Annotated in this window: 18 protein-coding genes, 4 tRNA genes and 1 pseudogene; 9 read left to right on the top strand and 14 right to left on the bottom strand. The window is 67.6% G+C overall.

The features are described from left to right. Positions 1 to 12 precede the first annotated feature (12 nt). The 3 genes from RDV84_RS15585 to RDV84_RS15575 all read left to right on the top strand — a co-directional run bounded on the left by RDV84_RS15585 (position 13) and on the right by RDV84_RS15575 (position 5,533). Positions 13 to 3,603 carry a peptidoglycan-binding protein gene (locus tag RDV84_RS15585; RefSeq protein ID WP_309150851.1) on the top strand — a complete coding sequence of 1,197 codons (3,591 nt, stop codon included), beginning with the start codon at positions 13 to 15 and terminating at the stop codon, positions 3,601 to 3,603. A 93-nt stretch (positions 3,604 to 3,696) separates the two neighbouring features. Further along, positions 3,697 to 4,536: a hypothetical protein gene (locus tag RDV84_RS15580; RefSeq protein WP_309150850.1), complete on the top strand. Its 840-nt coding sequence runs from the start codon at positions 3,697 to 3,699 to the stop codon at positions 4,534 to 4,536. Beyond that, positions 4,526 to 5,533 carry a hypothetical protein gene (locus RDV84_RS15575; protein WP_309150849.1) on the top strand — a complete coding sequence of 336 codons (1,008 nt, stop codon included), beginning with the start codon at positions 4,526 to 4,528 and terminating at the stop codon, positions 5,531 to 5,533. Before RDV84_RS15580 ends, RDV84_RS15575 begins: the two co-directional genes overlap by 11 nt. A gap of 125 nt (positions 5,534 to 5,658) precedes the next feature. On the opposite strand, the gene RDV84_RS15570 is transcribed toward RDV84_RS15575, so the two are convergent. After that, the gene (locus RDV84_RS15570) at positions 5,659 to 6,660 is read right to left on the bottom strand and encodes a phage portal protein (RefSeq protein ID WP_309150848.1); all 1,002 of its coding nucleotides are present in this window, start codon (positions 6,658 to 6,660) and stop codon (positions 5,659 to 5,661) included. Positions 6,661 to 6,758: 98 nt separating this feature from the next. Between RDV84_RS15570 and RDV84_RS15565 the strand changes: the two genes are divergently transcribed. Beyond that, positions 6,759 to 7,601, top strand: coding sequence for a site-specific integrase (locus tag RDV84_RS15565; RefSeq protein WP_309150847.1), 843 nt, complete (start codon positions 6,759 to 6,761; stop codon positions 7,599 to 7,601). Positions 7,602 to 7,670: 69 nt separating this feature from the next. On the opposite strand, the gene RDV84_RS15560 is transcribed toward RDV84_RS15565, so the two are convergent. From RDV84_RS15560 to RDV84_RS15545, 4 genes are all read right to left on the bottom strand, one after another. Next, a tRNA-Lys gene (locus RDV84_RS15560) sits at positions 7,671 to 7,746 on the bottom strand. Positions 7,747 to 7,834: 88 nt separating this feature from the next. Further along, positions 7,835 to 7,911 (bottom strand) — tRNA-His (locus RDV84_RS15555). A 50-nt stretch (positions 7,912 to 7,961) separates the two neighbouring features. Then, positions 7,962 to 8,038, bottom strand: a tRNA-Arg gene (locus RDV84_RS15550). Positions 8,039 to 8,081: 43 nt separating this feature from the next. Further along, positions 8,082 to 8,158 (bottom strand) — tRNA-Pro (locus RDV84_RS15545). A gap of 245 nt (positions 8,159 to 8,403) precedes the next feature. Between RDV84_RS15545 and RDV84_RS15540 the strand changes: the two genes are divergently transcribed. Further along, positions 8,404 to 9,165, top strand: coding sequence for a Bax inhibitor-1/YccA family protein (locus RDV84_RS15540; protein ID WP_091794726.1), 762 nt, complete (start codon positions 8,404 to 8,406; stop codon positions 9,163 to 9,165). Positions 9,166 to 9,252: 87 nt separating this feature from the next. On the opposite strand, the gene RDV84_RS15535 is transcribed toward RDV84_RS15540, so the two are convergent. Further along, positions 9,253 to 9,711: an Lrp/AsnC family transcriptional regulator gene (locus RDV84_RS15535; protein ID WP_057948288.1), complete on the bottom strand. Its 459-nt coding sequence runs from the start codon at positions 9,709 to 9,711 to the stop codon at positions 9,253 to 9,255. Between the two features lie 112 nt (positions 9,712 to 9,823). Between RDV84_RS15535 and RDV84_RS15530 the strand changes: the two genes are divergently transcribed. Beyond that, positions 9,824 to 10,453: a LysE family translocator gene (locus RDV84_RS15530; RefSeq protein WP_309150846.1), complete on the top strand. Its 630-nt coding sequence runs from the start codon at positions 9,824 to 9,826 to the stop codon at positions 10,451 to 10,453. 190 nt (positions 10,454 to 10,643) lie between these two features. Here the strand turns inward: RDV84_RS15530 and rsfS are convergent, their stop codons facing one another. The 5 genes from rsfS to leuS form a co-directional block, all read right to left on the bottom strand. After that, complete coding sequence (rsfS, locus tag RDV84_RS15525; RefSeq protein WP_309150845.1) at positions 10,644 to 11,081, bottom strand: ribosome silencing factor; 438 nt, start codon at positions 11,079 to 11,081, stop codon at positions 10,644 to 10,646. Positions 11,082 to 11,166: 85 nt separating this feature from the next. Next, the gene (gene nadD / locus RDV84_RS15520) at positions 11,167 to 11,826 is read right to left on the bottom strand and encodes a nicotinate-nucleotide adenylyltransferase (RefSeq protein WP_309150844.1); all 660 of its coding nucleotides are present in this window, start codon (positions 11,824 to 11,826) and stop codon (positions 11,167 to 11,169) included. 16 nt (positions 11,827 to 11,842) lie between these two features. Continuing rightward, complete coding sequence (gene holA / locus RDV84_RS15515; RefSeq protein WP_309150843.1) at positions 11,843 to 12,889, bottom strand: DNA polymerase III subunit delta; 1,047 nt, start codon at positions 12,887 to 12,889, stop codon at positions 11,843 to 11,845. A 40-nt stretch (positions 12,890 to 12,929) separates the two neighbouring features. Continuing rightward, a complete protein-coding gene (locus RDV84_RS15510) occupies positions 12,930 to 13,412 on the bottom strand; it encodes an LPS-assembly lipoprotein LptE (protein ID WP_231736133.1) in 483 nt (160 codons plus the stop codon). Positions 13,413 to 13,591: 179 nt separating this feature from the next. After that, positions 13,592 to 16,390, bottom strand: a complete 2,799-nt coding sequence (gene leuS, locus RDV84_RS15505; protein ID WP_309150842.1) for a leucine--tRNA ligase — start codon at positions 16,388 to 16,390, stop codon at positions 13,592 to 13,594. 192 nt (positions 16,391 to 16,582) lie between these two features. Between leuS and RDV84_RS15500 the strand changes: the two genes are divergently transcribed. After that, positions 16,583 to 18,352, top strand: a complete 1,770-nt coding sequence (locus tag RDV84_RS15500; RefSeq protein ID WP_309150841.1) for a sensor domain-containing diguanylate cyclase — start codon at positions 16,583 to 16,585, stop codon at positions 18,350 to 18,352. A gap of 162 nt (positions 18,353 to 18,514) precedes the next feature. Here RDV84_RS15500 and RDV84_RS15495 read toward each other — a convergent pair whose 3' ends face one another. Together RDV84_RS15495 and RDV84_RS15490 are read right to left on the bottom strand one after the other, a co-directional pair. Next, positions 18,515 to 18,685, bottom strand: coding sequence for a hypothetical protein (locus RDV84_RS15495; protein WP_157490406.1), 171 nt, complete (start codon positions 18,683 to 18,685; stop codon positions 18,515 to 18,517). 241 nt (positions 18,686 to 18,926) lie between these two features. Further along, positions 18,927 to 19,154 (bottom strand): hypothetical protein, encoded by a 228-nt coding sequence (locus RDV84_RS15490; protein WP_057948296.1) that lies wholly within the window; start codon positions 19,152 to 19,154, stop codon positions 18,927 to 18,929. Between the two features lie 359 nt (positions 19,155 to 19,513). On the opposite strand from RDV84_RS15490, the gene RDV84_RS15485 reads away from it, so the two are divergent. Then, the gene (locus RDV84_RS15485) at positions 19,514 to 20,824 is read left to right on the top strand and encodes a metal-dependent hydrolase family protein (protein WP_309150840.1); all 1,311 of its coding nucleotides are present in this window, start codon (positions 19,514 to 19,516) and stop codon (positions 20,822 to 20,824) included. 49 nt (positions 20,825 to 20,873) lie between these two features. On the opposite strand, the pseudogene RDV84_RS26570 reads toward RDV84_RS15485, so the two are convergent. Then, positions 20,874 to 21,083, bottom strand: a pseudogene (locus RDV84_RS26570) (DUF6053 domain-containing protein); the annotation flags it as partial. Positions 21,084 to 21,529: 446 nt separating this feature from the next. Here RDV84_RS26570 and RDV84_RS15480 point away from each other — a divergent pair. Then, entirely contained in the window at positions 21,530 to 21,757 is a 228-nt protein-coding gene (locus RDV84_RS15480) for a hypothetical protein (RefSeq protein ID WP_309150839.1), read from the top strand. Positions 21,758 to 21,767: the final 10 nt, after the last annotated feature.

Raw genomic sequence — 21,767 nt, 5'->3', positions numbered from 1 at the left:
AGGATACGCCGCATGAACTCCCCCGAAAGGCACGTCTTTGAGTTGCATCATTGCATTGAGCAGAACAAGGCATTTGATAGAAGCGTCCTGCTCCAAAAGCTCACAGCAATGGGCTTGTACGATATCGACGGCCCGCGCAACACGATCAATCTTCCCGATAGCAAGCAACTTGCAGCCGATCTTGGGATCAGTCCGCATACTGGCGGACATTTTAATGTCTACTCGGACGGCTTACTGTTTCAACTCGATGAGATTGCCGCAACGAAAGACGGCAAGGCGGCGTTGAATGGCGACCGCGAGGCTGCCGCGAAGGTAGTTCAACGCGTTCACGACTTAGAGGACACGATCAAAGTCGGTCTAATGAGGGGCGACGTGTATACGAATGTCCCGGCCGGCATGTCCTACGCCGAGGCGAAGCAGAGGACGGAAGACTTTTTCGACAATACCGACCAGTACGCACGCACTCATGCGAAAGAGATTGCGAGCGTAAGCAAGCTACCGCTCCCCGAGTCCGATTGGGCGGCCGTTGTGCAGTCGGAAGGGAACGTTCTAAAGACTGTCCAGGCCGTGAACCAGCCAGGATATAAACCAATCAAAGCTGACGCACTGGACGGACACCTATCCTTGCGACAAGCCATCAATCAGGCGCATGCCGCAAATAGATTGACTGTAAGCGAACCAAACGTCACTGCCCTACGTGAAGCGTTCGCACCGCACATAGACTCCGCAGCAGACCGAGCAGCGGCGAAGGCGCCAGGACGCGGCGCTATGGTTAAGTCCATTATCGTCGGCGGCGCGGCCGTGAGCCTCGCCGAAGCTGCGGAGGCCAGCGAGCGCATATCGTCGGCGCTCGACCGAGATAACCCGCTCGCCGCGCAATCGCACGCAATGCATTACGGCGGACGCGGTGTCGGCGGCGTTGCCGGCGGCGCCGCCGCTGGATTGATTGCAGGTTCGTGGACCGGCCCAGGTGCGCTAGTGACGGTCGCGGTTGGCGCATACACCGGCAGCGAAGCCGGCGAGAAAGTCGCGAAGTGGTGGGATAACCGGCAGGTCTATCACCAAACCGACCGCGACAATGTGTCGTGGGAATTCACCGGCCGGCAATGGGTGCGCGAGCGCACTGCGGACCTGAGCCGCGACGGCATCGACAATCCGACCACGACCACATTCGCCGCGCCGCCGGAGAAAGCGCGAGAACTGAATCTGGCCGCGCTCAATGCCGCGACGGCGCTGGAACTAAAGGACGTGCCGCCGCCGCGCAGCCCGTTTATTCAACCGCAATCGCCGGGGGATACGCCGAGCCTAGATCCCGCGCCATGGGAGCGTAATAGCCGCACCGGGCAGTGGGAGCGCAATGTGGTGGTCGGCCGGATCGATCACGGCGCGAATGACATTCGCCCCGAAATCGCGTCGCCCCAACGCGCTGCCGCGTTAGACCAGGCCGCCGACCAAGTCATCCGCGACAATATCGCGAACGGCCCCGCGCCTATCGCTTCGCGCTACGAAATCGCGTTCCGTGCGAGTGGGTTTGATGGCGAGAAACTACCCGCCGCAACAACGGTGCTAACGCAGGGCTACGTGACCGCCAGCAACGGCCAGTTGTACCGCCGCGACGACGCCGGCCAATGGCTGAACCCGAACGGCGCTCCCGCGCCCGGAAACCTGCCGGTGGAACTGGAGCGCACCAACGCCGAACTCGCGCCGCAATTAGCCCAACACCGGCAATACGTGGCCGCGCTGTCCCCCATGCAGGCGCCGCCGGCCGAGGATCGCGACCGCGCCATCCTGCTAGACACGTACCAGCAGCGCGGCGTGAACCCGACGCCCCAGCAGATGGACGCATCGATGCTCGCCGTCGCCCGCACGCGCGAAGCGAATGGGATCGCGCCGGGCGGGACGACGTTTCAGATAGAGCCCAACGCCGCAGGCAAGTACGACGTGCGCAGTCCGATCGCTCACGTTTCCAGCGACGCCGATGGCGTCCGGCGCATCGCGGCAGTGACCACGACGCCAGAAATCGAGCAAGCGCTAACGGAAGTCCGGGCGCGACCAGCGCCGATCCCGGACACGCCCGAACTGCGGATTGAGGCGCTGTCGCCGCAGCAGCGGGAGGCGCAGGAACAAGCGCTGCGCGAGGCGAATCGGCTCGGCCTGTCCCGCGATGACGTGCAGTTGACCGCCCAGCAGGCGGCCGCCGCAGCGGCGATTGCGGCGGATCGCGAACCGGAAATCGTTACCCGCCCCATTGACGCCGCCCGCGCCCAGGCCGCGCCACGGCAGGACGCGCAACCAACCGCCGCGCCATCGTCGCCGGCCCCTAGCCAACCGGCCGCGCCCCTGCCGCCGAAGGCGGAACCGTCAGCGGATGCCGCCCAGGTCCAGGCACGCGCAGACGAAGCGCGCAAACCCGTAGAGCCCGAGCAGCCCGCAGCCGAAGCCCAGGCGTCGCCGCGGTCACTGCCGGCGCAAAACGACGCGCAGGCCACGCCAGCGCCGCCGAGCGGACAGGACGACGCCCTGCGGCGCGGAAGCTCCGGGCAGGACGTGGCGTTGCTGCAATACCGCCTGGATCGCATGGGCTATCGAGGGCCGGGGGAATCCCCGCTACCGCAACATGGGCAGTTCGACGCGGCAACGGAACACGGCGTGCGCCAGTTCCAGGAGGCGAATCAGTTGCCGACCACGGGCGTAGTGGACCCCAGCACCGTGCAAACGCTTGCAGTCGCCCAGCAGGCCCACGCCATGCGCCCCACGCCCAGCGCGCAACGCGAACAACTGGACGAACCCAAGGCCGAGCGCGAAGCCCTCTCGCGCGTCCACGACGCGCCGGCTGCATCCGTCGCCCCTATTCTGCCGCCCGCACAGAGCGACGACCGCAGCGCCCCGCAGAATGTGCGCGAAGCGCCCCACGCGGAGTCTGCCCCATCGGCGCCGAGCGTAGCGGCCGAGCGTCCCGAACAGGATCGCCCACAGCGCCATGCCCAGCCCGACCAGCGGGGCTCTGCTCCCGACGCGCATCCTGCCGAGCCCGGCCGTTCGGCGGCCAGCGCCCAACCTACGCCGCCTGAGTCCCGCCCGGCCCCTGCGATGCCGCCCGCGACCGCCGAGGCGCCGACGTCTATCGAACCGGCGACACCTCCCAGCCACGCGGCCGAGCTGGCCGACCGCGCGCCCCTTGCGCCGACACCACCGCCCCAGCCGGTAGCGCCTGAGCGTGAGCCGGTCATCGATCTGTCGCATTTCTCGCGAAGCGATCAAGCGATGATCGCGAAGATTCGCGCGAACGCGCCCGACGGGTTGCCGGATGAACACGCGGCAGCGGCGATGCTGGCGGCAAAGCGCAACGGCATCCAAGACGCCGACCGACTCGGTCCCGTCGCCGTCGTGGGCGATACGCTATGGATGGGAGGAAAGGTCGAGGGGTTCCATACCGCCGTTGATGTTTCCCAGCAGGCGCCGCCCTTGCAGGACACCGTTCGCGAGACGGAACAATTCAATTACGAACAGACGCAGAAGCAAGCCCAGGAACAAGCGCAGTTGCAACAGCAGCAACAAGGGCAAGAGCAAACCGACAAGATACTGAAAATGTCGCTGATGTGAAGCACGCCACTGCATCGCGCTCCATTCGCCTACAAGCTGGGCGCAATGCCTTTGGATGACCTGTAACACCCCCTCACATGGAGAAAGAGTGATATGTGGCGAACACTAGTAATTGTTGCAGCACTGGGCGGCCTTGCCGCGACCGCCCGTGTCGACGCAGCCCCGAAGGAACCAACGGCCGAGAGCAGACGCCAAGAAGCGCAGAAGGGACAACAAGATCGCATTCAAGCCCTAACTAGGCGCGGGCGCCTGACCACCTATCAGCAATTGTTGGGGAGCGATAGCGTTCGCTCCGCCGACTCGAAAACAGCAGCTCAAACCGAAGCGTTCACGCGCGATGCGGCCATAGACTTGGCTGCGTTGGGTTTTACTGCGGCGGACGTAAAGTCGTATCGCGGCCGCAACACCGACCTATTCGATATCGCATACCGGTTTTTTGTGGGGACCACGACGACACCAGCCGAACAAATGCTCCTGGCCGATACGGTGGTCATCGCCACCGCCGGAGATGTGCGAGCTGGCAAGGCTCGCACCGACGGTTTTCTGTCAGAAATCCCCTTCACCGTTGTGAAATCGCTGAAAGGCAATCGCGCTATACGCGACGTCATACTGCTTCCTCGAAACTCTGGGCCGACGGGTAAAGACACCGAGCAGATTGATTTTTCCGAAGCCAAGTTCACGCCCGGGAAGAATTATCTATTGGTGCTCTCGAAAAACTGGTATGAGCAATATGTTGCAATGGCAAAAAAACAGCCAGAAAGCCACTTCACAGCCTTGCCCTATCTCGCCTATGAAGTGTCGCCCGATGGCGCCCTACTTTCCGGCCCTAAACCCGCTTTGTCGGGTGTCGCGCCCAAAGACCTGAGATCGATTGAGGCCGAGCTTAAACGCCACCAAGAAAAGAGCCAGGCCGGGGAGCGTCGTGAAATCTAATCTAATGATGGCCGTGGCGGTAGTATTTACAGCATTTGTGACCTCTGCAAACGCAACGCCTCCGGTGATCTACGGGAAGTATGGTGCGCGCTCGGTCACTGTTGGCTTTCACAATTCAATCCCAGCAGACTGCATAAACGCGACCATCTTCGCGGTAAGCGAGTGGAATGCAGTTGCAGCAGACTTCGACCTAAAAACCAAGACATCCTCATTCCAGCCACGTTACGCCGACCAGACCCCGACTTTCGATGACCAAAATGTCACTATCGAAGACGGCACGCCAGGCGACTCAAACGCCATCATGGTGACAAGAGTGAGGCGCAACACACAAACCAAGATCATTGAAAACACTGACATTATTGTTGACAAGCGACGCATCAACCAAGTCGGGCCGACGCCAGTTGACAAGCTAAACTGTGCTGGATTGAACCCCACGCCGCTGGATGAATTGGACTTCCAGTCGTCCGTACTGCATGAGCTTGGACATGTTGTGGGCCTTGAGGATGTACTAGACGACGCTAGTTGTGCGCTGTACAGGTCCTTAAACCCAGGCGTGAAGCGGCGCAGCTTATGTAATGATGAAAAGCAGGCATACATAAATAGTTATGGCAAACGCTTTCAGATTGTCAGCATCCCGAATGTAACGGGCCCCCAGCAGGTCAACATTCCGGCTCAAATCCATTACGACGGAACACCAAAATTCCCGGTCCAGCGAAAGACAAAGATAATTCAATGTCCAAGCGGTTGGTCTTGCGACGACTACAATGGGAGTTATTCCAGCACCACCCTTTCTCCGCTGACATTCAACTTCAAATGCACTCCTTCCGCCTCGCTGCCCACCGCCACATTCAAATGGCAAACCACGCTCACCGATGCTAATGGCATCGTGACAAACGCGGTGGATCACACGAGCACATGCACCCAGCCGACCACCTCGCAGAAGGTGCAACCAAACGCGGAGCAGCAAGGCTCTAGTCGGATCATCATCACCAACTGAAGCGACACGCCGCTAAGCCGTATTTTCGATACGGCCGAGTGCAATAGATTTGTCGCGCCATGCCTGGTGCATGGCGCGACACTCGCCAAGGCCGCGAGCCAGCGCTACCCTTTACCTAGCAAGCCTTAGCTAAGTTCGTACGGGACGAATCTAACGACGTCTTCGCCGAGCCAATCATTGAGGCGTCGAAATCGCGCCTGTAAAGGGATCAACTCATTGCGAGCGAACACGCGGGCGGCCTTCTCCACATCGCCGAATCCGCCCGTGTTGTTCGGCGGCATGCCCAGCAACTGCGGCGGTACACGGTGCGCGGCCAGAATGTCATCCCGCGTCGCGCCCTTGATGCCCAGGAACTCATCCTTCGCCGCAACCTCGCTGATCGGAATCACCTGCACGCCGTCCTTTTTCCCGTTCGGCGAGTAGAGGAACAGATTGCGAAAGTTGCCGACGCCCTTGGAGTCGCGCAGCGCCTGCCGCATCGCGTCAACGTCGGCTTGATCCTGCGCGGCGTCGTTCACGTACATGATGAAACCGGCATGGCTGCCGTTGAGGTAGTAGCGGCGCCGGAACAGCGTCGCCGACTCATTGAGGAATGCCGACTGCAACGCGCCGACGTACTGCGGCACGCCGTAAAGCTCTTGGATCAAGTCCGGTTCGATGAACTGGAATACCGAGTCGCGCGCGAATTCGTGTTCCTCGCCGCCTTGGGTGAAGAAGTAGGCGCCGTCCTCAATGCCGCGCCGCGTGTAGACCGCGAGCGAGTGCTTAAGCGCAATTGCCTTGCCAGTGCGGGCGTTTCGCCGTTCCAAGTAGGCATTGCCCAGCGCGATCATATCCAGCGCCAAGCGCTCGAACTGATCGCCGCTGAGCAGCCGGTGCTGAACGAAGGTCGAGGACAGGATATTGCACTTCGTGTAGATCGCCGACGCGTGGTGCGGACTGGAGCGGAACGCGCTTGCAAGGCCGCTCATGGACACGGGCGGTTCGTACCAGCGGCCGACGCGCACGCACTCGCCGTGATCCAACACGCCGCACTTATCCAAGACAGGCACGGGGTCGCCGAACGTAAACGCCTGCGCCTTGGCCGACTTCGCGGCGGATTTGGCGGGTTGGCATGCAGCGGTCATCAAAATATCTCCACAATGGATTTTCCGCGCGGGCCGTCGCCGCTAAGCGGTTCATGGTCCAGTGCGTGCATCACCGCCACGCGAGGTCGGCGTGCCCAATGTCGTCGCTGCGGCTCGCTTCAAACGTGGCCTGCCGACCGCTCGCGGTCATGGTCTTGCGAATGGTGGACCACCTGACCGTTCCTGTGTTTCAACTGATGGTCGATCAAGTGGCCGAGGCAACACCAGCGAAAGCAAATCACATGCTCCGGTATGCCCGTCGCGCGTTTACCTACGACGTGCAACGCGGCCATTGCCGCACCAATCCTGCGAAGGGAACCAAAGCGGCCGAGGAACTAGGCGAGTTCAAGATGCCGGATCACGACGTGTTCGCCGCCGTCCATGCGTTTGCACGTCAACGCGGCGCGTTGAAGGCGCATACACGGGGAAGCCTATCCCCGTATCTCGCGCCTGCAATGGTGCTGGCCTATGGCTGCCGGCTGCGAGGTTTGGAGGTAAACACCCTCACCGATGCGCACGGTTTGCGCGAGGGCATCTTGTGCAATCGCCTGAAAGGCAGCAAAGACAACATCACCGAATGGGATACCGACTTGCGCGCCGCGTGGGCGGAACTCGCCATACAGCGCGCAGCGGTTTGGAGCCGTCGTAAGTTCCCAACCCCGCTACAACCTGAACAACGGTTCCTAATCGTCAGCCAGTCGGGCGACCCGCTGGAGAAATCCAGCCTGGATTCGGCATGGCAACGACTGATTGATGCCGCCGTCGCCGCCAAGGCCATCACCGATGCGCAGCGCTTCACCCTGCACGGGCTCAAGCATCGCGGCATCACCGATTCGGAGGACAAGTCGGCGGCCGGGCACAAGACGAAGGAAATGCAAGACCGCTACGACCACGAACTGCGGTTGGTGGCGCCGGCGGCGAAGCGCAAGCGGCTCACTTAAATTTACCGGCAATTTTACCGGCGCAAAGAAAAAGGGACTTAGCAGCGATGCCAAGTCCCTTCTCTTTATTGGTGGGCCGTCAAGGATTCGAACCTTGGACCTATTGATTAAGAGTCAACTGCTCTACCAACTGAGCTAACGGCCCGGTAAAACCGAGGAGCGAAATCTTACACAACAACTTCGCTCCGCACAACACTTTCGTTACAACAAATTCCGTCGCAACGAATTTTTAGTGGGGTGGCTGAGGGGACTCGAACCCCCGACATCTGGAATCACAATCCAGTACTCTAACCAGCTGAGCTACAGCCACCACAGAAACACTTACCAGCCGCGCATTGTACCGCACGGCGCTTGCGAATTTGGCGCGCCCGGCAGGAATCGAACCTGCAACCACCGGCTTAGAAGGCCGGTGCTCTATCCGGTTGAGCTACGGGCGCCAGGAAAGTCGAATCTTAACTGACGGCCGGCCTGGACGATGGATGGTCGGGGCAGAGGGATTCGAACCCACGACATCCAGCTCCCAAAGCTGGCGCTCTACCAGGCTGAGCTATACCCCGGAACCGGGACTTCCGAAGCGCGCCAACGCCGCGAAAGGCCGCATAGTTTCGTCGCGGTTACCTGAACTGTCAATCCTGTCGCGCAATCCGTCCAGACCGCCGGTCCGCGCCCGGCGGTCGCACACTTGGAAACATCCTGCCGCGGCCGGCCGCAAGCGCCGGCGTGTATGCTTTCGCCGGTCAGAAATCATCCTCATCCGTCGGCGCGGCCGGCGGTACGCGACGAAAAAGGAGCTACACCGATGATGCGCAGCGGCAACCCCGCCCTCAAGGAATCCACCTTCCTCGACCTCGGCAGCGGCGCGGTCGTGACCGGCAACGGCCAGGCGATGACCCTGAACGGCACGGTCAACAAGACCGGCTTCCTGTTGCTGCTGACCGTGCTCACCGCCGCGTTCGCCTGGAACCAGATCGAGATCGGCCCGCGCGGCCAGGTCTCCGGCGCCGGCCTGTACCTGTGGGGCGGCCTGATCGGCGGCCTGATCATGAGCCTGGTGACCACCTTCAAGAAGGAATGGTCGCCAATCACCGCGCCGATGTACGCGCTGCTGGAAGGCTTCTTCCTCGGCGCGATCTCCTCAATCTTCGAAGCGCGCTTCCCGGGCATCGTGATCCAGGCGGTGATGCTGACCTTCGGCACCCTGTTCGCGCTGCTGGCGGCCTACCGCACCGGCCTGATCAAGGCGACCGAGAACTTCAAGCTCGGCGTGGTCGCGGCGACCGGCGGCATCGCCCTGGTCTACCTGGCCTCGATCGTGCTGCGCATGTTCAACATCGAAATCCCCTACATCCACCAGTCCGGCATCATCGGCATCGGCTTCAGCCTGTTCGTGGTGGTGATCGCGGCGCTGAACCTGGTGCTGGACTTCGACTTCATCGAGAACGGCGTCGAGCAAGGCGCGCCGAAGTACATGGAGTGGTACGGCGCGTTCGGCCTGATGGTCACCCTGGTGTGGCTGTACATCGAGTTCCTGCGCCTGCTGTCGAAGCTGCAGTCGCGCAACTGACGCCGCCGCGCGGTACTCGCGAAAGGGCGCCTTCGGGCGCCCTTTTCGTTTGCGCGGCGCTTGTTCGCGCGGCCTTGGTTTGCGCGGCTACAGCGGCAGTTCGTAGCTGCGCTTGACCACCTGGCTCGGCAGGTCGGTCTTGACGTTGGCGATGCCGTTGGCGCGGGTCAGGTGGGTGGTCTGGAAGCGGCGGTAATCGTCGAGGTCGGCGACCACCACGCGCAACATCGCGTCGCATTCGCCGAGCACGATGTAGCACTCCATGACTTGGTCCAGGCGCAGCATCGCGGCGACGAAGCGATCGATGGTCTCCGCGTCCTGGGTCATCAGCCAGACCCGGGTGAACAGGGTCATCGACAGGCCGAGCCGGGCCGGGGCGAGCACGGCGACGTAGCGCTCGATCACCCCGGCCTCTTCCAGCAACCGGACCCGGCGCAGGCACGGCGAGGGCGACAGGCCGACCCGTTCGGCCAGCTCGGCATTGGCGATGCGGCCCTCGCGCTGGAGCACGCGCAGGATGCGGCGGTCGGTCTCGTCGAGGCGCATTGGAAGCTCCTGCGGCTATCGGTGCGGATTCATGGCAGTTCCTGCCAATAATTCCGACAAACGCGCCATCCGCGCAACCCCATGCCGCCGCACCGGGCCGATCATGGCGGGCATGGACCTGCACACCGCCCTGCTCTTCTGCGCCACCGTGTTCCCGCTGATCTGCACGCCGGGGCCGGACATGCTGTTCGTCGCCTCGCAAAGCCTCGGCGGCGGCGCCGCGGCCGGGCTGCGCGCCACCGCCGGGGTCTGCGCCGGTTATCTGCTGCATTCGCTGCTGGCGGCGCTCGGGCTGGCGGCGTTGGTGGCGGCGTCGCCGCCGCTGTTCCAGGCGCTGCGCTGGATCGGCGTGGCCTATCTGGCGTGGCTGGCGTTCAAGCTGCTGCGTTCGGCGCTGCGGCGCGGCGCGCTCGACGCGCAGGCGGTCGAACGCGGCGGCCGGCGCGATGCGTTGCGCCGCGGCTTCCTGACCGCGGCGCTGAACCCCAAGGGGATGATGATCTACCTGGCGATCCTGCCGCAGTTCATGCGCGCCGATGCGCCGGCGGCGCCGCAGGCGGTCGCGTTGTCGGCCCTGTTCGTCGCCGGCTGCGCGCTGGTGTATGCGGCGTTGAGTCTGGCGCTGGGGCGCGGTGCGCGCGGCGGCGGCGCGGCGACGCTCGGCGGTCGGCGGCGGCGCTGGATCGACGGCGTCGCCGGTGGGTTGATCGCGGCGGCGGCGGGGAAGCTGGCGCTGAGTTGAGCTGCGGTGGACGCGAGGGTTCCGACTGTAGGAGCGACGCGAGTCGCGACCGCGGGGTCGCCAGGTTGCATCGTATGCGCTGTGCCGCGGTCGCGACTCGCGTCGCTCCTACAGTCGGCAGCGCAACAACGCAGGCTGCATGAAAAACGGCGCCCTGGGGCGCCGTTTTCGCTTTCGCACCGCAAAGCCGTCAGTAACGCCCGTCCTCGTCGGACGCGTCGCGGCGGCCTTCCACGCCTTCCGGCGGCGGCGGCTGGTCGCCGACGGTCCACAGGCGTTCGAGCGCGTAGAACTCGCGCACGCGCGGCAGCATGACGTGCACGACCACGTCGCCGAGGTCGACCAGCACCCATTCGGCCTCGCGCTCGCCTTCCACGCCCAGCGGCATGACATCGAGGTTCTTGGCGAACTTGACGACTTCGTCGGCGATCGACTTGACGTGCCGGGTCGAGGTGCCGGAGGCGATCACCATGTAGTCGGTGACGCTGCTCTTGCCGCGCACGTCGATTTCCACGACATCCTTGGCCTTGAGTTCTTCCACCGCGGCATGGACCGTCTTGAGCAGCAGCTCGGTCGGCGGCGGCGGGTTCGGAAGCTGGGTCTTGATGACTTGGGCTTGGCTGGTCAAGAGGGTACGGCTCGTCGTTCGGAAGATATGTGCCGATTATACCCAAGGCCCCCGCGGCGGCGCTGCGGACCGCGCGCCGGGACGTTCAGGCGGGCGTCGCGCCGCGGCCGGCGACGACGCCGTAGAGGCCGCATTCGCGGATGTAGGCGGCCACCGCGGGCGGCACGAATTCGTCCCAGGGCCGGCCGGCGGCGATGAATTCGCGCACCTGGCTGGCCGATTCGGCGTGCAGCGGCTGCTTGAGCCGGTAGACGCGGCCGGCCGGGGCCTGGCGCAGGCCGGCCGGATCGGCGGTCTCGCGACCGGGTGCGATGGCTTCGATCCGGACCGCGTCGAGCGGGCTGCCCGGGCGCTCGGCGACGACGAAATGGGCCAGCCCGAACAGCGCCTGCCATTCGCGCCATTTCGGCAAGTCGAGGAAGCTGTCGGCGCCGACCAGCAGCGCCAGCGGGCGCTCGGGGCCGAACTCGGCGCGCGCCTCGCGCAGGGTTTCGACGGTATAGGAGCGGCCTTCGCGCTGCAGTTCGCGCCGGTCCACGACCAGCCCGGTCTCGCCGGCCACGGCCAGGTCGAGCATGTGCGCGCGCTGGCGCGCGTCGGCGCCGGGCGCGGCGCGGTGCGGCGGGTCGGCGGCCGGCATCAGCCGCACCTGCGCGGCCAGCGCGTCGCGCGCGGCGCGGGCGACGGCGAGGTGGCCGTCGTGGATCGGGTCGAAGGTGCCGCCGTAGAAGACCGCCAGGCTCATCGCCGCCGCGCGCCGCTCAGTGCGCGGCGACCGCGAGCAGGCGCAGCGCGCGCGGCTCGGCCACCGCCAGCAGCAAGCGTTCCAGCGCGACCCAGGCGTCGCCGGCCTCGCGGCCCTTGGCCATTCGGTCCACGCGCCCGGCCTGGACCAGCAGCGCTTCCCAGCGGCGCGCGTCGTGGCGCTGCAGGGCGCGGCGGTACATCGGCTGTTTGGAGTCCCAGATGCGCTGGGCCTTGAATTCGGACGACAGGTTGCCGCCGCGCGCCGACACCCGCGCCAGCGCGGCGGTGCGCTGCAGTTCCATCACCACCATGCCGAGCAGCGCCGGCACCGCTTCGCCCTCGGCGCGCAGGCCGGCGAGCATGCGCGAGACCTGCGCGCCCTGCCCGTTCATGGCCGCGTCGAGCACCCGGAACACGTCGAAGCGCGCCGCGTCGGCGACCAGCGCCTGCATGCGCTCGACGGTCAGCGTTTCGCCGTCGGACAGCAGCGCCAGCTTGTCGACTTCCTGCGCGGCGGCGAGCAGGTTGCCCTCGACCCGGTCGGCCAGGCTCTGCACCGCGTCGCGATCGGCGCGCAGGCCGCGCTGGCGCAGGCGGCGCTCGATCCATTCGGGCAGTTCGTGCGGTTTGATCGCCCAGGCCACGCACAGGTGGCCGATGCGGCCGACCGCCTCGCTCCACTTGCCGCCGTGCTGCTTGCTCCATTCGCCGGCGGTGATCAGCAAGGTCGCGTCGTGCGGCGGATCGGCGCAGAAATCGGCGATGACCTCGGCGCCTTCCTTGCCCGGCTTGCCGCTGGGCAGGCGCAGTTCCAGCAGGCGCCGGCTGGCGAACAGGCTCGGCGCGCGGAAGCTCGCCGACAGCGCGTTCCAGTCGGGCTCGCGCTGGTTGCCTTCGGCTTCGAACACTTCGCGCTCGCCGATGCCCTGGGCGCGCGCGGCGGCGCGCACGGCGTCGGCGGCTTCGAGCACGCGCAGCGGCTCGGGGCCGGCGATCAGGTAGGCCGGGCGCAGCGGTTCCTGGTCGAGTTGGGCGACCAGGCGTTCGGGGGTGAGTTCCATGACGGCGGCCTCGCGCGTCGGGCGCAGCGCGGCGGGCGGCTCAGCGCCGCTCGACGACCGCGCCGCGCTCGGTGACCGCGCCGATCCGGCGCAGCACCGCCGAGCTCATCTCGCGGCGCATTTCGCGCATCAGGATCTCGCGCTCGCCCTCGGTGCCGATCGCGTTGGTCGGGTTCGAGACGTAGTCGCGCGACAGCTCGATGCTCTGGCGCGGCACCAGCGGCTTGCCGTCGGACTTGCGCAGTTCGAACACCACCGCGTAGCGCAGGCTGTATTCCTGCACGCGGCCGAGTTCGTCGAGCGCGGCCGGGGTGTCGCCCCAGCGTTCCGACATCAGGTCCAGCACCGCCACCTCGGTCGAGCCGTCCTGGGCCGGCACCGCGCCGGCGCGGGTCAGGGCCTGGGCCAGCGATTCGGCCAGCGGGCTGTAGCGGTCCACCGAGACCACCCGCACCGGGCCGAGGTCCGGCGGCAGGGTCAGGGCCTGGCGCAACTGGAAGCCGCAGGCCGACAGGGCCAGCACGAGAGCCGCAAGCGACGTGCGGGCGAAAAGGGAGCGAGGCGTCATGGGACGAAGTCTGGACGAGGCGGCCGTGGGCAGCAATAGCGAAGGCTGAACCGTGCGACGCGGTGCGCGCGGACGCGCCGGCCCGCGTCGCGGGCGGTCCGGCGCCGCCGCGGCGGCGGCGCCGGCGCGCGGGCTCAACCGGCGACGATGTTGACGATCTTGCCCGGCACCACGATGACCTTGCGCACGCTCAGGCCTTCCAGGTACTTGGCCGCGTTCGGTTCGGCCAGCGCCAGCGCCTCGATCTCTTCCTTCGGCGCGCCGACCGCGACCTCGATGGTGCCGCGCAGCTTGCCGTTGACCTGCACCGCCAGGGTCGCGCTGTCGCGGGTCAGCGCGGCCGGGTCGGCCTGCGGGAAGGCGATGTCCTCCAGCAGGGTCTCGGCGTGGCCCAACGTCTGCCACAGCGCGTGGCTGGTGTGCGGGGTGATCGGGTTCAGCAGCAGCACGATCGCCTCCAGCGCCTCCTGGCGCAGGGCGCGGCCGTTGCCGCTGGCGTCGTCGAACTTGTACAGGTGGTTGAGCAGTTCCATCACCGCGGCGATCGCGGTGTTGAAGCTGTGGCGGCGGCCGTAGTCGCTGCCGACCTTCTGCACGGTCTCGTGGACCTGGCGGCGCAGGGTCTTGTGCTCCGGGGTCAGCGCGGCCGCGTCGAGCGCCGGCGCGGGGCCGGCGTCGGCGTGGCGCTGCACCGCGGTCCACAGCCGGCGCATGAACCGCGCCATGCCTTCCACGCCGGCCTCGTTCCACTCCAGCGACTGGTCCGGCGGCGCGGCGAACATCGAGAACAGGCGCACGGTGTCGGCGCCGAACTTGTCGACCATCAGCTTGGGATCGACGCCGTTGTTCTTCGACTTGGCCATCTTCTCGATGCCGCCGATCTCCACCGGCAGGCCGTCGGCCTTGAGCGTCGCGCCGACGATGCGGCCGCGCTCGTCGCGCTGGACTTCGACGTCGGCCGGATTGATCCAGTCGGGCCGGCCGTCCGGCCGCGGGCGATAGTAGGTTTCGGCGATCACCATGCCCTGGGTCAGCAGGTTCACCGCCGGCTCGTCGCTGTCGACCAGGCCCTGGTCGCGCATGAGCTTGTGATAGAAGCGGAAGTACATCAGGTGCAGGATCGCGTGCTCGATGCCGCCGATGTACTGGTCCACCGGGGTCCAGTACTTGGCGCGCGCGTCGACCTGCTCGGCCGCGCCGGGCGAGGTGTAGCGCGCGTAGTACCAGCTCGACTCCATGAAGGTGTCGAAGGTGTCGGTCTCGCGCTCGGCCGCGCCGCCGCAGTTCGGGCAGGTGGTCTTGCGCCAGTTCGGGTCGGCCTTGATCGGCGAGGTGACGGCGCCGGCTTTGGCGAACGCGTCCTCGACGTCTTCCGGCAGCACTACCGGCAGCTGGTCTTCCGGCACCGGCACGTCGCCGCAGCTCGGGCACAGGATCACCGGGATCGGGCAGCCCCAATAGCGCTGGCGGCTCACGCCCCAGTCGCGCAGGCGGTAGTTGACCCGGCGGTTGCCGCGGCCTTCGGCTTCGAAACGCGCGGCCAGCGCGTCGAGCGCCTGCTGGAAGTCCATGCCGTCGTACTCGCCGGAATTCACCAGCCAGCCGCGTTCGTTCCACGGGCCCTGCTCGGCGATGCCGCGCTGGAATTCCTCGACCACCTGCACCGCCGCGCCGGTGTCGTACACGTCCAGCGCCGGCGCGCCGCCCAGCGCGCTGGCCATCGGGTCGGCGTGCGCGGACAGGTCGCGGCCGATCTCGGCCAGCGCGTCGCGCACCGCGTCGGGCACGATCACGGTCTTGATCGGCAAGTGATAGCGCTGGGCGAATTCCCAGTCGCGCTGATCGTGGCCGGGCACGGCCATGACCGCGCCGGTGCCGTAGTTCATCAGCACGAAGTTGGCCACGTACACCGGCACCTGTTCGCCGGTGACCGGATGCACCGCGCGCAGGCCGGTGTCGCGGCCGCGCTTTTCCTGGGTTTCCAGCTCGGCCTCGGACACGCCGCCCTGGCGCAGTTCGGCGATGAAGGCGGCCAGGTCCGGATCGGTCTGCGCGGCGTGCGCGGCCAGCGGATGCTCGGCGGCGACCGACACGTAGGTCACGCCCATCAGCGTGTCCGGGCGGGTGGTGAACACCACCAGATTGTCGAGCGCGGCATCGACCGGGCGGCCGTCGGCTTCGACCACGTCGAAGCGGATCTCCAGGCCCTCGCTGCGGCCGATCCAGTTGCGCTGCATGGTCTTGACCGCATCCGGCCAGCCCGGCAGCGCGTCCAGGCCGTCGAGCAGTTGCTGGGCGTAGTCGGTGATCTTGAGGAACCACTGCGGGATTTCGCGCTTTTCCACCAGCGCGCCGGTGCGCCAGCCGCGGCCGTCGACGACCTGCTCGTTGGCCAGCACGGTCTGGTCGACCGGGTCCCAGTTCACCACCGAGTTCTTGCGGTAGGCCAGGCCCTGCTTCATCAGCCGCACGAACATGCGCTGCTCGTGCACGTAGTAGTCCGGCGTGCAGGTGGCGAACTCGCGCGACCAGTCGATGGCGTAGCCCATGGTCTTGAGCTGCGCCTTCATGTGGGCGATGTTGGCGTAGGTCCACTTGGCCGGCGCGGTCTTGTTCTTGATCGCGGCGTTCTCGGCCGGCAGGCCGAACGCGTCCCAGCCCATCGGCTGCAGCACGTTGAAGCCGGTCATGCGCTTGTAGCGGCTGATCACGTCGCCGATGGTGTAGTTGCGCACGTGGCCCATGTGCAGCGCGCCGGACGGGTACGGCAGCATCGACAGGCAGTAGTACTTGGGCTTGGCCGAGTTCTCGTCGACCTCGAACGCGCGGGTCTGGTCCCAGTAACGCTGGGCGGCGGCCTCGAGGGCGGCCGGCTCGAAGGGCCTGGAGTCGTTCTGGGGGTCGTGCGGGGCGGGGGCGGCGGCGTCGGACACAGGCGTGGCGGTGGCGATGGGGCAGGACCGGCAAGCCTACCGCAGCGCACAAAAGCCCGCCACGCATGGCGCCGTCCCCGGCCCGCCGCGGGATGGCCGGCAGCCGCGGCGCGACCGCCGGCGCGCGGTCCGCGCGGCGGCCCCGCCCGGGTATGGGAAGATGAGCCGGTCGGACCGCCCCCCGAGCCCGCCTTGGCCCAGCCCTCGCCGCCCGCGTCCCCCACCCCACCGCCGCCGTCGCGGCTGGCCTCGCGCTATCGCGCGTACCGGCTGCCGGCGTTCGTGCTGGCGGCGGCGCTGCTGGCCGCGGTCGGCGTGGCGACCGTGGCCGGCCTGCGCAGCTTCGCCAACAGCGCCGAGTGGGTCGAACACTCCTACCAGGTCATCGCCGAGATCGAATCGACCCTGGCCGCGACGCGCACGGTCGAATCCAGCGCGCGCGGCTACCGCCTGACCGATCGCCCGGCCCTGCACGCCGAGTACCTGGCCAGCATCCCCGCGGCGCTGAACCATTCCTCCGAACTGATCGCGCTGACCCGCGATAATCCGCGCCAACACCGCCTGGCCCGCGACGTCGAGCGGCGCGTGCGCATGCGCCTGGCCGAGATCGACCGGCTGCTGGAAATGCACATGCGCGACCCGCAGCAGGCCCGGCTCAGCAGCCAGACCAGCCACGGCGCCGAGCAGATGCGCGCGCTGACCGCGGTCGCCGACGCCATGCGCGAGTACGAGCGCGCCCTGCTCAGCGCGCGCGACGCGCGCACCGAGCGCAACGCGGCCCTGCTGACCGCGCTGGTGGTCGGCGGCCTGCTGCTGGCGCTGGGCCTGCTGGCGCTGCTGATGCTGAACCTGTGGCAGGAGAACAAGCGCAGCCGCGCGCTGGAACGCGAAAGCCGACAGGCGCTGGCCGAACTGGAAGCCTCGGCCGCCGAACGCCAGCGCCTGACCGAGCGCCATCGCAGCCTGAGCCACTACGCCGGCCTGCTGCAGAGCTGCCAGACCCTGCAGGAAGCGATGGACATGACCGCCCACGTCATCGCCGACCTGATCCCGGAATTCGGCGGGCGCTGCTACATCCTGCGCGCCTCGCAGAACCTGGCCGAGACCGCCGCGCGCTTCGGCCGCGAAGCCATCGCCAGCGCCGACCTGCTGCATCCCGACGATTGCTGGGCGCTGCGCCGCGGCCGCACCCACCGCAGCCAGGCCCACGACGGCGGCGTGCGCTGCGCCCACCTCGCCCGCGCCGAAGCCGGCGCCGACAGCGGCGGCGACCCGCGCTGGAGCCTGTGCGTGCCGCTGATGGCGCAGAACACCTCGCTCGGCCTGCTGTGCCTCAGCGGCGAGCGCCCGCCGCGCGAGGCCGACCTGGCGCTGATCCAGTCCATCGCCGAACAGCTCAGCCTGGCCGTGGTCAACCTGCAACTGCGCGAGACCCTGCGCGTGCAGTCGCTGCGCGATCCGTTGACCGGGCTGTTCAACCGCCGCTACCTGGAAGAGAACCTGCAGCGCGAACTGCTGCGCTGCCAGCGGCGCAAGCTGCCGCTGTCGGTGCTGATGCTCGACGTCGACCACTTCAAGCGCTTCAACGACACCCACGGCCACGCCGCCGGCGACGCGCTGCTGGCGCGGGTCGGGCAGCTGATGCAGGAACTGGTGCGCAACGAAGATATCGCCTGCCGCTACGGCGGCGAGGAATTCACCATCGTCCTGCCCGAGGCCGACGCCGCCGCGGCGATGCAGCGCGCCGAGCAGATCCGCGCGGCGATCGCGGCGACCACGATCGTCCACCTGCGCCAGACCTTCGGCCCGGCGACCTGCTCGATCGGCCTGGCCACCTCCGTCGGCGACCGCGACACGCCGCAGCAGTTGCTGCAGGCCGCCGATGCGGCGCTGTACCGGGCCAAGGCCGAAGGCCGCGACCGGGTCGTCGACGCCAACACGCCGGCCGCCGCCGACGCCTGAAACCGGCGGTGCGCGGGCGCGGGACGGGATACCACCGCGGCCCGTTCGGCCGCTGCCGTGGCGCTGCGCGACGAATGCGTCGCGACGCAAGCTTCTCTCTCCTGCGACGACCCGGGGCGGCGAACCGCCCCGGGCCGCGCTGGCGCGCCGTAGCGCGCCGGGTCAGACGCAGACGCGGGCGACCGGCTTGCCGTCCTTGTCGTACAGCAGCTTCTCGGTCTTGCCGATCGGGCACGGCACCGGCAGTGGCTTGAAGATCTGGGCGCTGGCGTGAGTGGCGAAGGCCAGCAGGCCGGCGACGGCCAGGGCCGCGAGGAAACGCGATTTGCTCATGGGTGGTTCGACTCGCTGGGCGAACCGGAAATCGACTGGCGATGACGTCGGAAGCCCCGGTCCGTATGGCTTCCCGCCGGCGCCCACCTTGCGCAAGCGCTGCCGCGCTGGCAAGTGCGGTCGCTCAGGGCCTGGCGGTTTTTTGGCCAAACTCGTTAAAGAATCGTAACCGCGCGGCCCCATCGCAACGACTCGCGCGACGGATGCGCCGACCCTACGCCGGCGTGCGGCGGCGATGCGCTCAGCCGGCTTGCGGCGCTGGCGACGACACGCTGGTCGATGCGCAGGTCCACTGCAGCGAACCGTCGGCCTGCGGCACGGCGACGAGGTTTTCGCCGGTTCGGCAGATCACCGGCGTGTACTTGGCCTGCTTGCCGCGGTCGGTGCCGCTGTTGCCCTCGCCGGCCCAGGCCGCGCCGCAGGCCGCCAGCGCCAGCAGCGCGAGCGCCGCCATGGTCGTGTCGCGCATCGTCGTTCGCTCCTTCGATCGCCGCGCGAGCCGCGGCGCTGCGTCCAGCCTGCGCGTTCGCCGCGACCGCGGCAAGTGCGCGCGCGGCGTCGCCGCGCGGGCCGTCGCGTCGCCGGATCGGCGCCGGATCGACGCCGCTGCGAGCGATGGCCTAGCCCGTTCGTCACGTTGACCTTCGGCCCGCGCGGCTTGCATGCTGGCCCGGCCCGGCGGCCGCGCGGGGGGGAATCGCGACGCGGCGCCGCGCACTCGAACGTTCTGCGTTTCCCATTCGCGCGACGCGGCACGGACGGCGCCTCGCGGCCGCGGGCCTGCGCCCGCCACACGCCTCGCCCGCCCAAGACGGAACCGACCCGACCATGATCCGACCGCACGCCGCCGCACCGCTCGCCGTCCTGTCCTGCCTGTTCGCCGCCGCCGCGCAGGCCGCGCCGACACCGGCCGAACCCACCGCGCTGCGCTGCGGCAAGCTGTTCGACGCGCGCAGCGGCAAGCTGCTCGGCGCCCACACCATCACCGTGCGCGACGGCAAGATCGCGCAGGTGCAGGCCGGCCTCAACGACGTCGCCGGCGCGCGCGCGGTCGATCTGTCGCAGCACACCTGCACACCGGGCTGGACCGACCTGCACGTGCACCTGGGCGGCCAGTCCAGCGCGCAGAGCTATTCCGAAGGCTTCCGCCTCGACCCGGTCGACTTCGCCTTCCGCGCGGTCGGCTACGCCAACAAGACCCTGATGGCCGGCTTCACCAGCGTGCGCGACCTCGGCGGCGAAGTCAGCCCGCACCTGCGCGACGCGATCAACCAGGGCCTGGTCAGCGGCCCGCGCATCTGGGCGGCGGGCAAGTCCATCGCCACCACCGGCGGCCACGCCGATCCCACCAACGGCATGAACGATGCGCTGTCGCATCTGATCGGCCCGCCCGGCCCGACCGAAGGCGTGATCAACTCCATCGACGACGCCCGCCAGGCGGTGCGCCAGCGCTACAAGGAAGGCAGCGACGTCATCAAGATCACCGCCACCGGCGGCGTGCTGTCGTACGCCAAGTCCGGCGACGCGCCGCAGTTCACCGTGGACGAAGTGAAAGCCATCGTCGACACCGCCAAGGACTACGGTTACCGCGTCGCCGCGCACGCGCACGGCGAGGAAGGCATGAAGCGCGCGGTGCTCGGCGGCGTCACCAGCATCGAGCACGGCACCTACATGAGCCCGGAAGTGATGTCGCTGATGAAGCAGCGCGGCACCTGGTACGTACCGACCGTCTACGCCGGCCGCTTCGTCGCCGACAAGGCCAAGATCGACGGCTACTTCCCCGACGTGGTCCGGCCGAAGGCGGCGCGGATCGGCGCGATGATCCAGCAGACCGCGGCCAGCGCGTACAAGAACGGGGTCAAGATCGCGTTCGGCACCGACATGGGCGTGGGCCCGCACGGCGACAACGCGCGCGAGTTCGTCTACATGGTCGAAGCCGGCATTCCGGCGGCGGTGGCGCTGCAGGCGGCGACGATCCGCGCGGCCGAAGTGCTCGGCGTCGAGGATCAGGGCACGATCGAGACCGGCAAGCGCGCCGACATCGTCGCGGTCAAGGGCGATCCGATCGCCGACATCAACGCGGTGCTGGACGTGGCGTTCGTGATGAAGGACGGCACGGTGTACAAGCAGGCGCTGTAAGCGCGGCGGGGCGTGTCGAAAAACCCGGTCGCGCAGGCGGCCGGGTTTTTTATTGCGGCGGGGACGGCGCGGATGTCGCGACCTGGGCCGAAAGCGTCGGGCCTGAAGGCCCTCCCACAACAGCCGGCCAGAGCGCCGGCTGTTGTGGGAGGGCCTCGTCGCTGTTGTGGGAGGCCTTGTCGCTGTTGCGAGAGGGCCTTGTGGCTGTTGTGGGAGGGCCTTCAGGCCCGACGCTTTCCGCTCCGGTCGCCGCGGCCTTTGCACACCGGCTTCACGCCCACGATCCCAGTTCCGGCCATCGCGCCGCCGCCCGACCCGCGCGCGTGAGCCCGGTCACGGCGAACGGCGGCGGCGCCGTGCCATAACCCAAGCGGTCGCCCGCACCGTCTGGCGCGCGACGCCTCGATCCGCAGCCGGCAAGCAGCCGCCTCACCCAACGCCGCTCGCCCCATCCATTCCGCCGCCACCGCTGAAAAGGAATTCGCCGATGCCATCGCCGCTCCGCGCCATCGCGCCGCGCCGCCCGCACGGCCGCCCGCGCTGATCGTTCGCTTCCATGCCGATGCCGCAGCAAGGTCAGCCGCGGGTGCGCCCGCGGCAGGCGCCGATTACGACCGACCTTGCTGCGGCGCCGGCGCCCGACGTGGGCGCCGCCCGCGTCCGCGGCGCATCGCCCGCAACCACCGGCAACGAAAGGACTCGACCATGACCCTGCGCCCAACCTTGCCGCTGCGACGCGCGTCGGTCGCGCTCGCCGTCGCCGCGTTCGCCTGCGGCTACGCCGCGGTGTCGGCCGCCGCGGCGCCCTGCCCCTGCTTCGCCGAGCAACGTCAGTGCCTGGCCGACGCGGCCTCGGCGCCGGAGCGGCGCATGTGCAAGCTGGAATTCGATCGCTGCATGGAACGCGCCTGCCCGACGCCGCGCGCGCATTGAGCGCGGCGCC

Origin of the sequence: Lysobacter yananisis (assembly GCF_031199375.1) — a bacterium.
In the GTDB taxonomy this organism is placed as follows: domain Bacteria; phylum Pseudomonadota; class Gammaproteobacteria; order Xanthomonadales; family Xanthomonadaceae; genus Lysobacter; species Lysobacter yananisis.
This window is presented reverse-complemented; position numbering and strand designations above follow the sequence as displayed.

Coding starts and splice junctions, on each gene's coding strand:
- RDV84_RS15585 (WP_309150851.1), top strand. CDS start 13: ATGAACTCCCCCGAAAGGCACGTCTTTGAGTTGCATCATTGCATTGAG.
- RDV84_RS15580 (WP_309150850.1), top strand. CDS start 3,697: ATGTGGCGAACACTAGTAATTGTTGCAGCACTGGGCGGCCTTGCCGCG.
- RDV84_RS15570 (WP_309150848.1), bottom strand. CDS start 6,660: ATGACCGCTGCATGCCAACCCGCCAAATCCGCCGCGAAGTCGGCCAAG.
- RDV84_RS15565 (WP_309150847.1), top strand. CDS start 6,759: ATGTCGTCGCTGCGGCTCGCTTCAAACGTGGCCTGCCGACCGCTCGCG.
- RDV84_RS15540 (WP_091794726.1), top strand. CDS start 8,404: ATGCGCAGCGGCAACCCCGCCCTCAAGGAATCCACCTTCCTCGACCTC.
- RDV84_RS15535 (WP_057948288.1), bottom strand. CDS start 9,711: ATGCGCCTCGACGAGACCGACCGCCGCATCCTGCGCGTGCTCCAGCGC.
- RDV84_RS15530 (WP_309150846.1), top strand. CDS start 9,824: ATGGACCTGCACACCGCCCTGCTCTTCTGCGCCACCGTGTTCCCGCTG.
- nadD (WP_309150844.1), bottom strand. CDS start 11,826: ATGAGCCTGGCGGTCTTCTACGGCGGCACCTTCGACCCGATCCACGAC.
- holA (WP_309150843.1), bottom strand. CDS start 12,889: ATGGAACTCACCCCCGAACGCCTGGTCGCCCAACTCGACCAGGAACCG.
- RDV84_RS15495 (WP_157490406.1), bottom strand. CDS start 18,685: ATGAGCAAATCGCGTTTCCTCGCGGCCCTGGCCGTCGCCGGCCTGCTG.
- RDV84_RS15490 (WP_057948296.1), bottom strand. CDS start 19,154: ATGCGCGACACGACCATGGCGGCGCTCGCGCTGCTGGCGCTGGCGGCC.
- RDV84_RS15485 (WP_309150840.1), top strand. CDS start 19,514: ATGATCCGACCGCACGCCGCCGCACCGCTCGCCGTCCTGTCCTGCCTG.
- RDV84_RS15480 (WP_309150839.1), top strand. CDS start 21,530: ATGACCCTGCGCCCAACCTTGCCGCTGCGACGCGCGTCGGTCGCGCTC.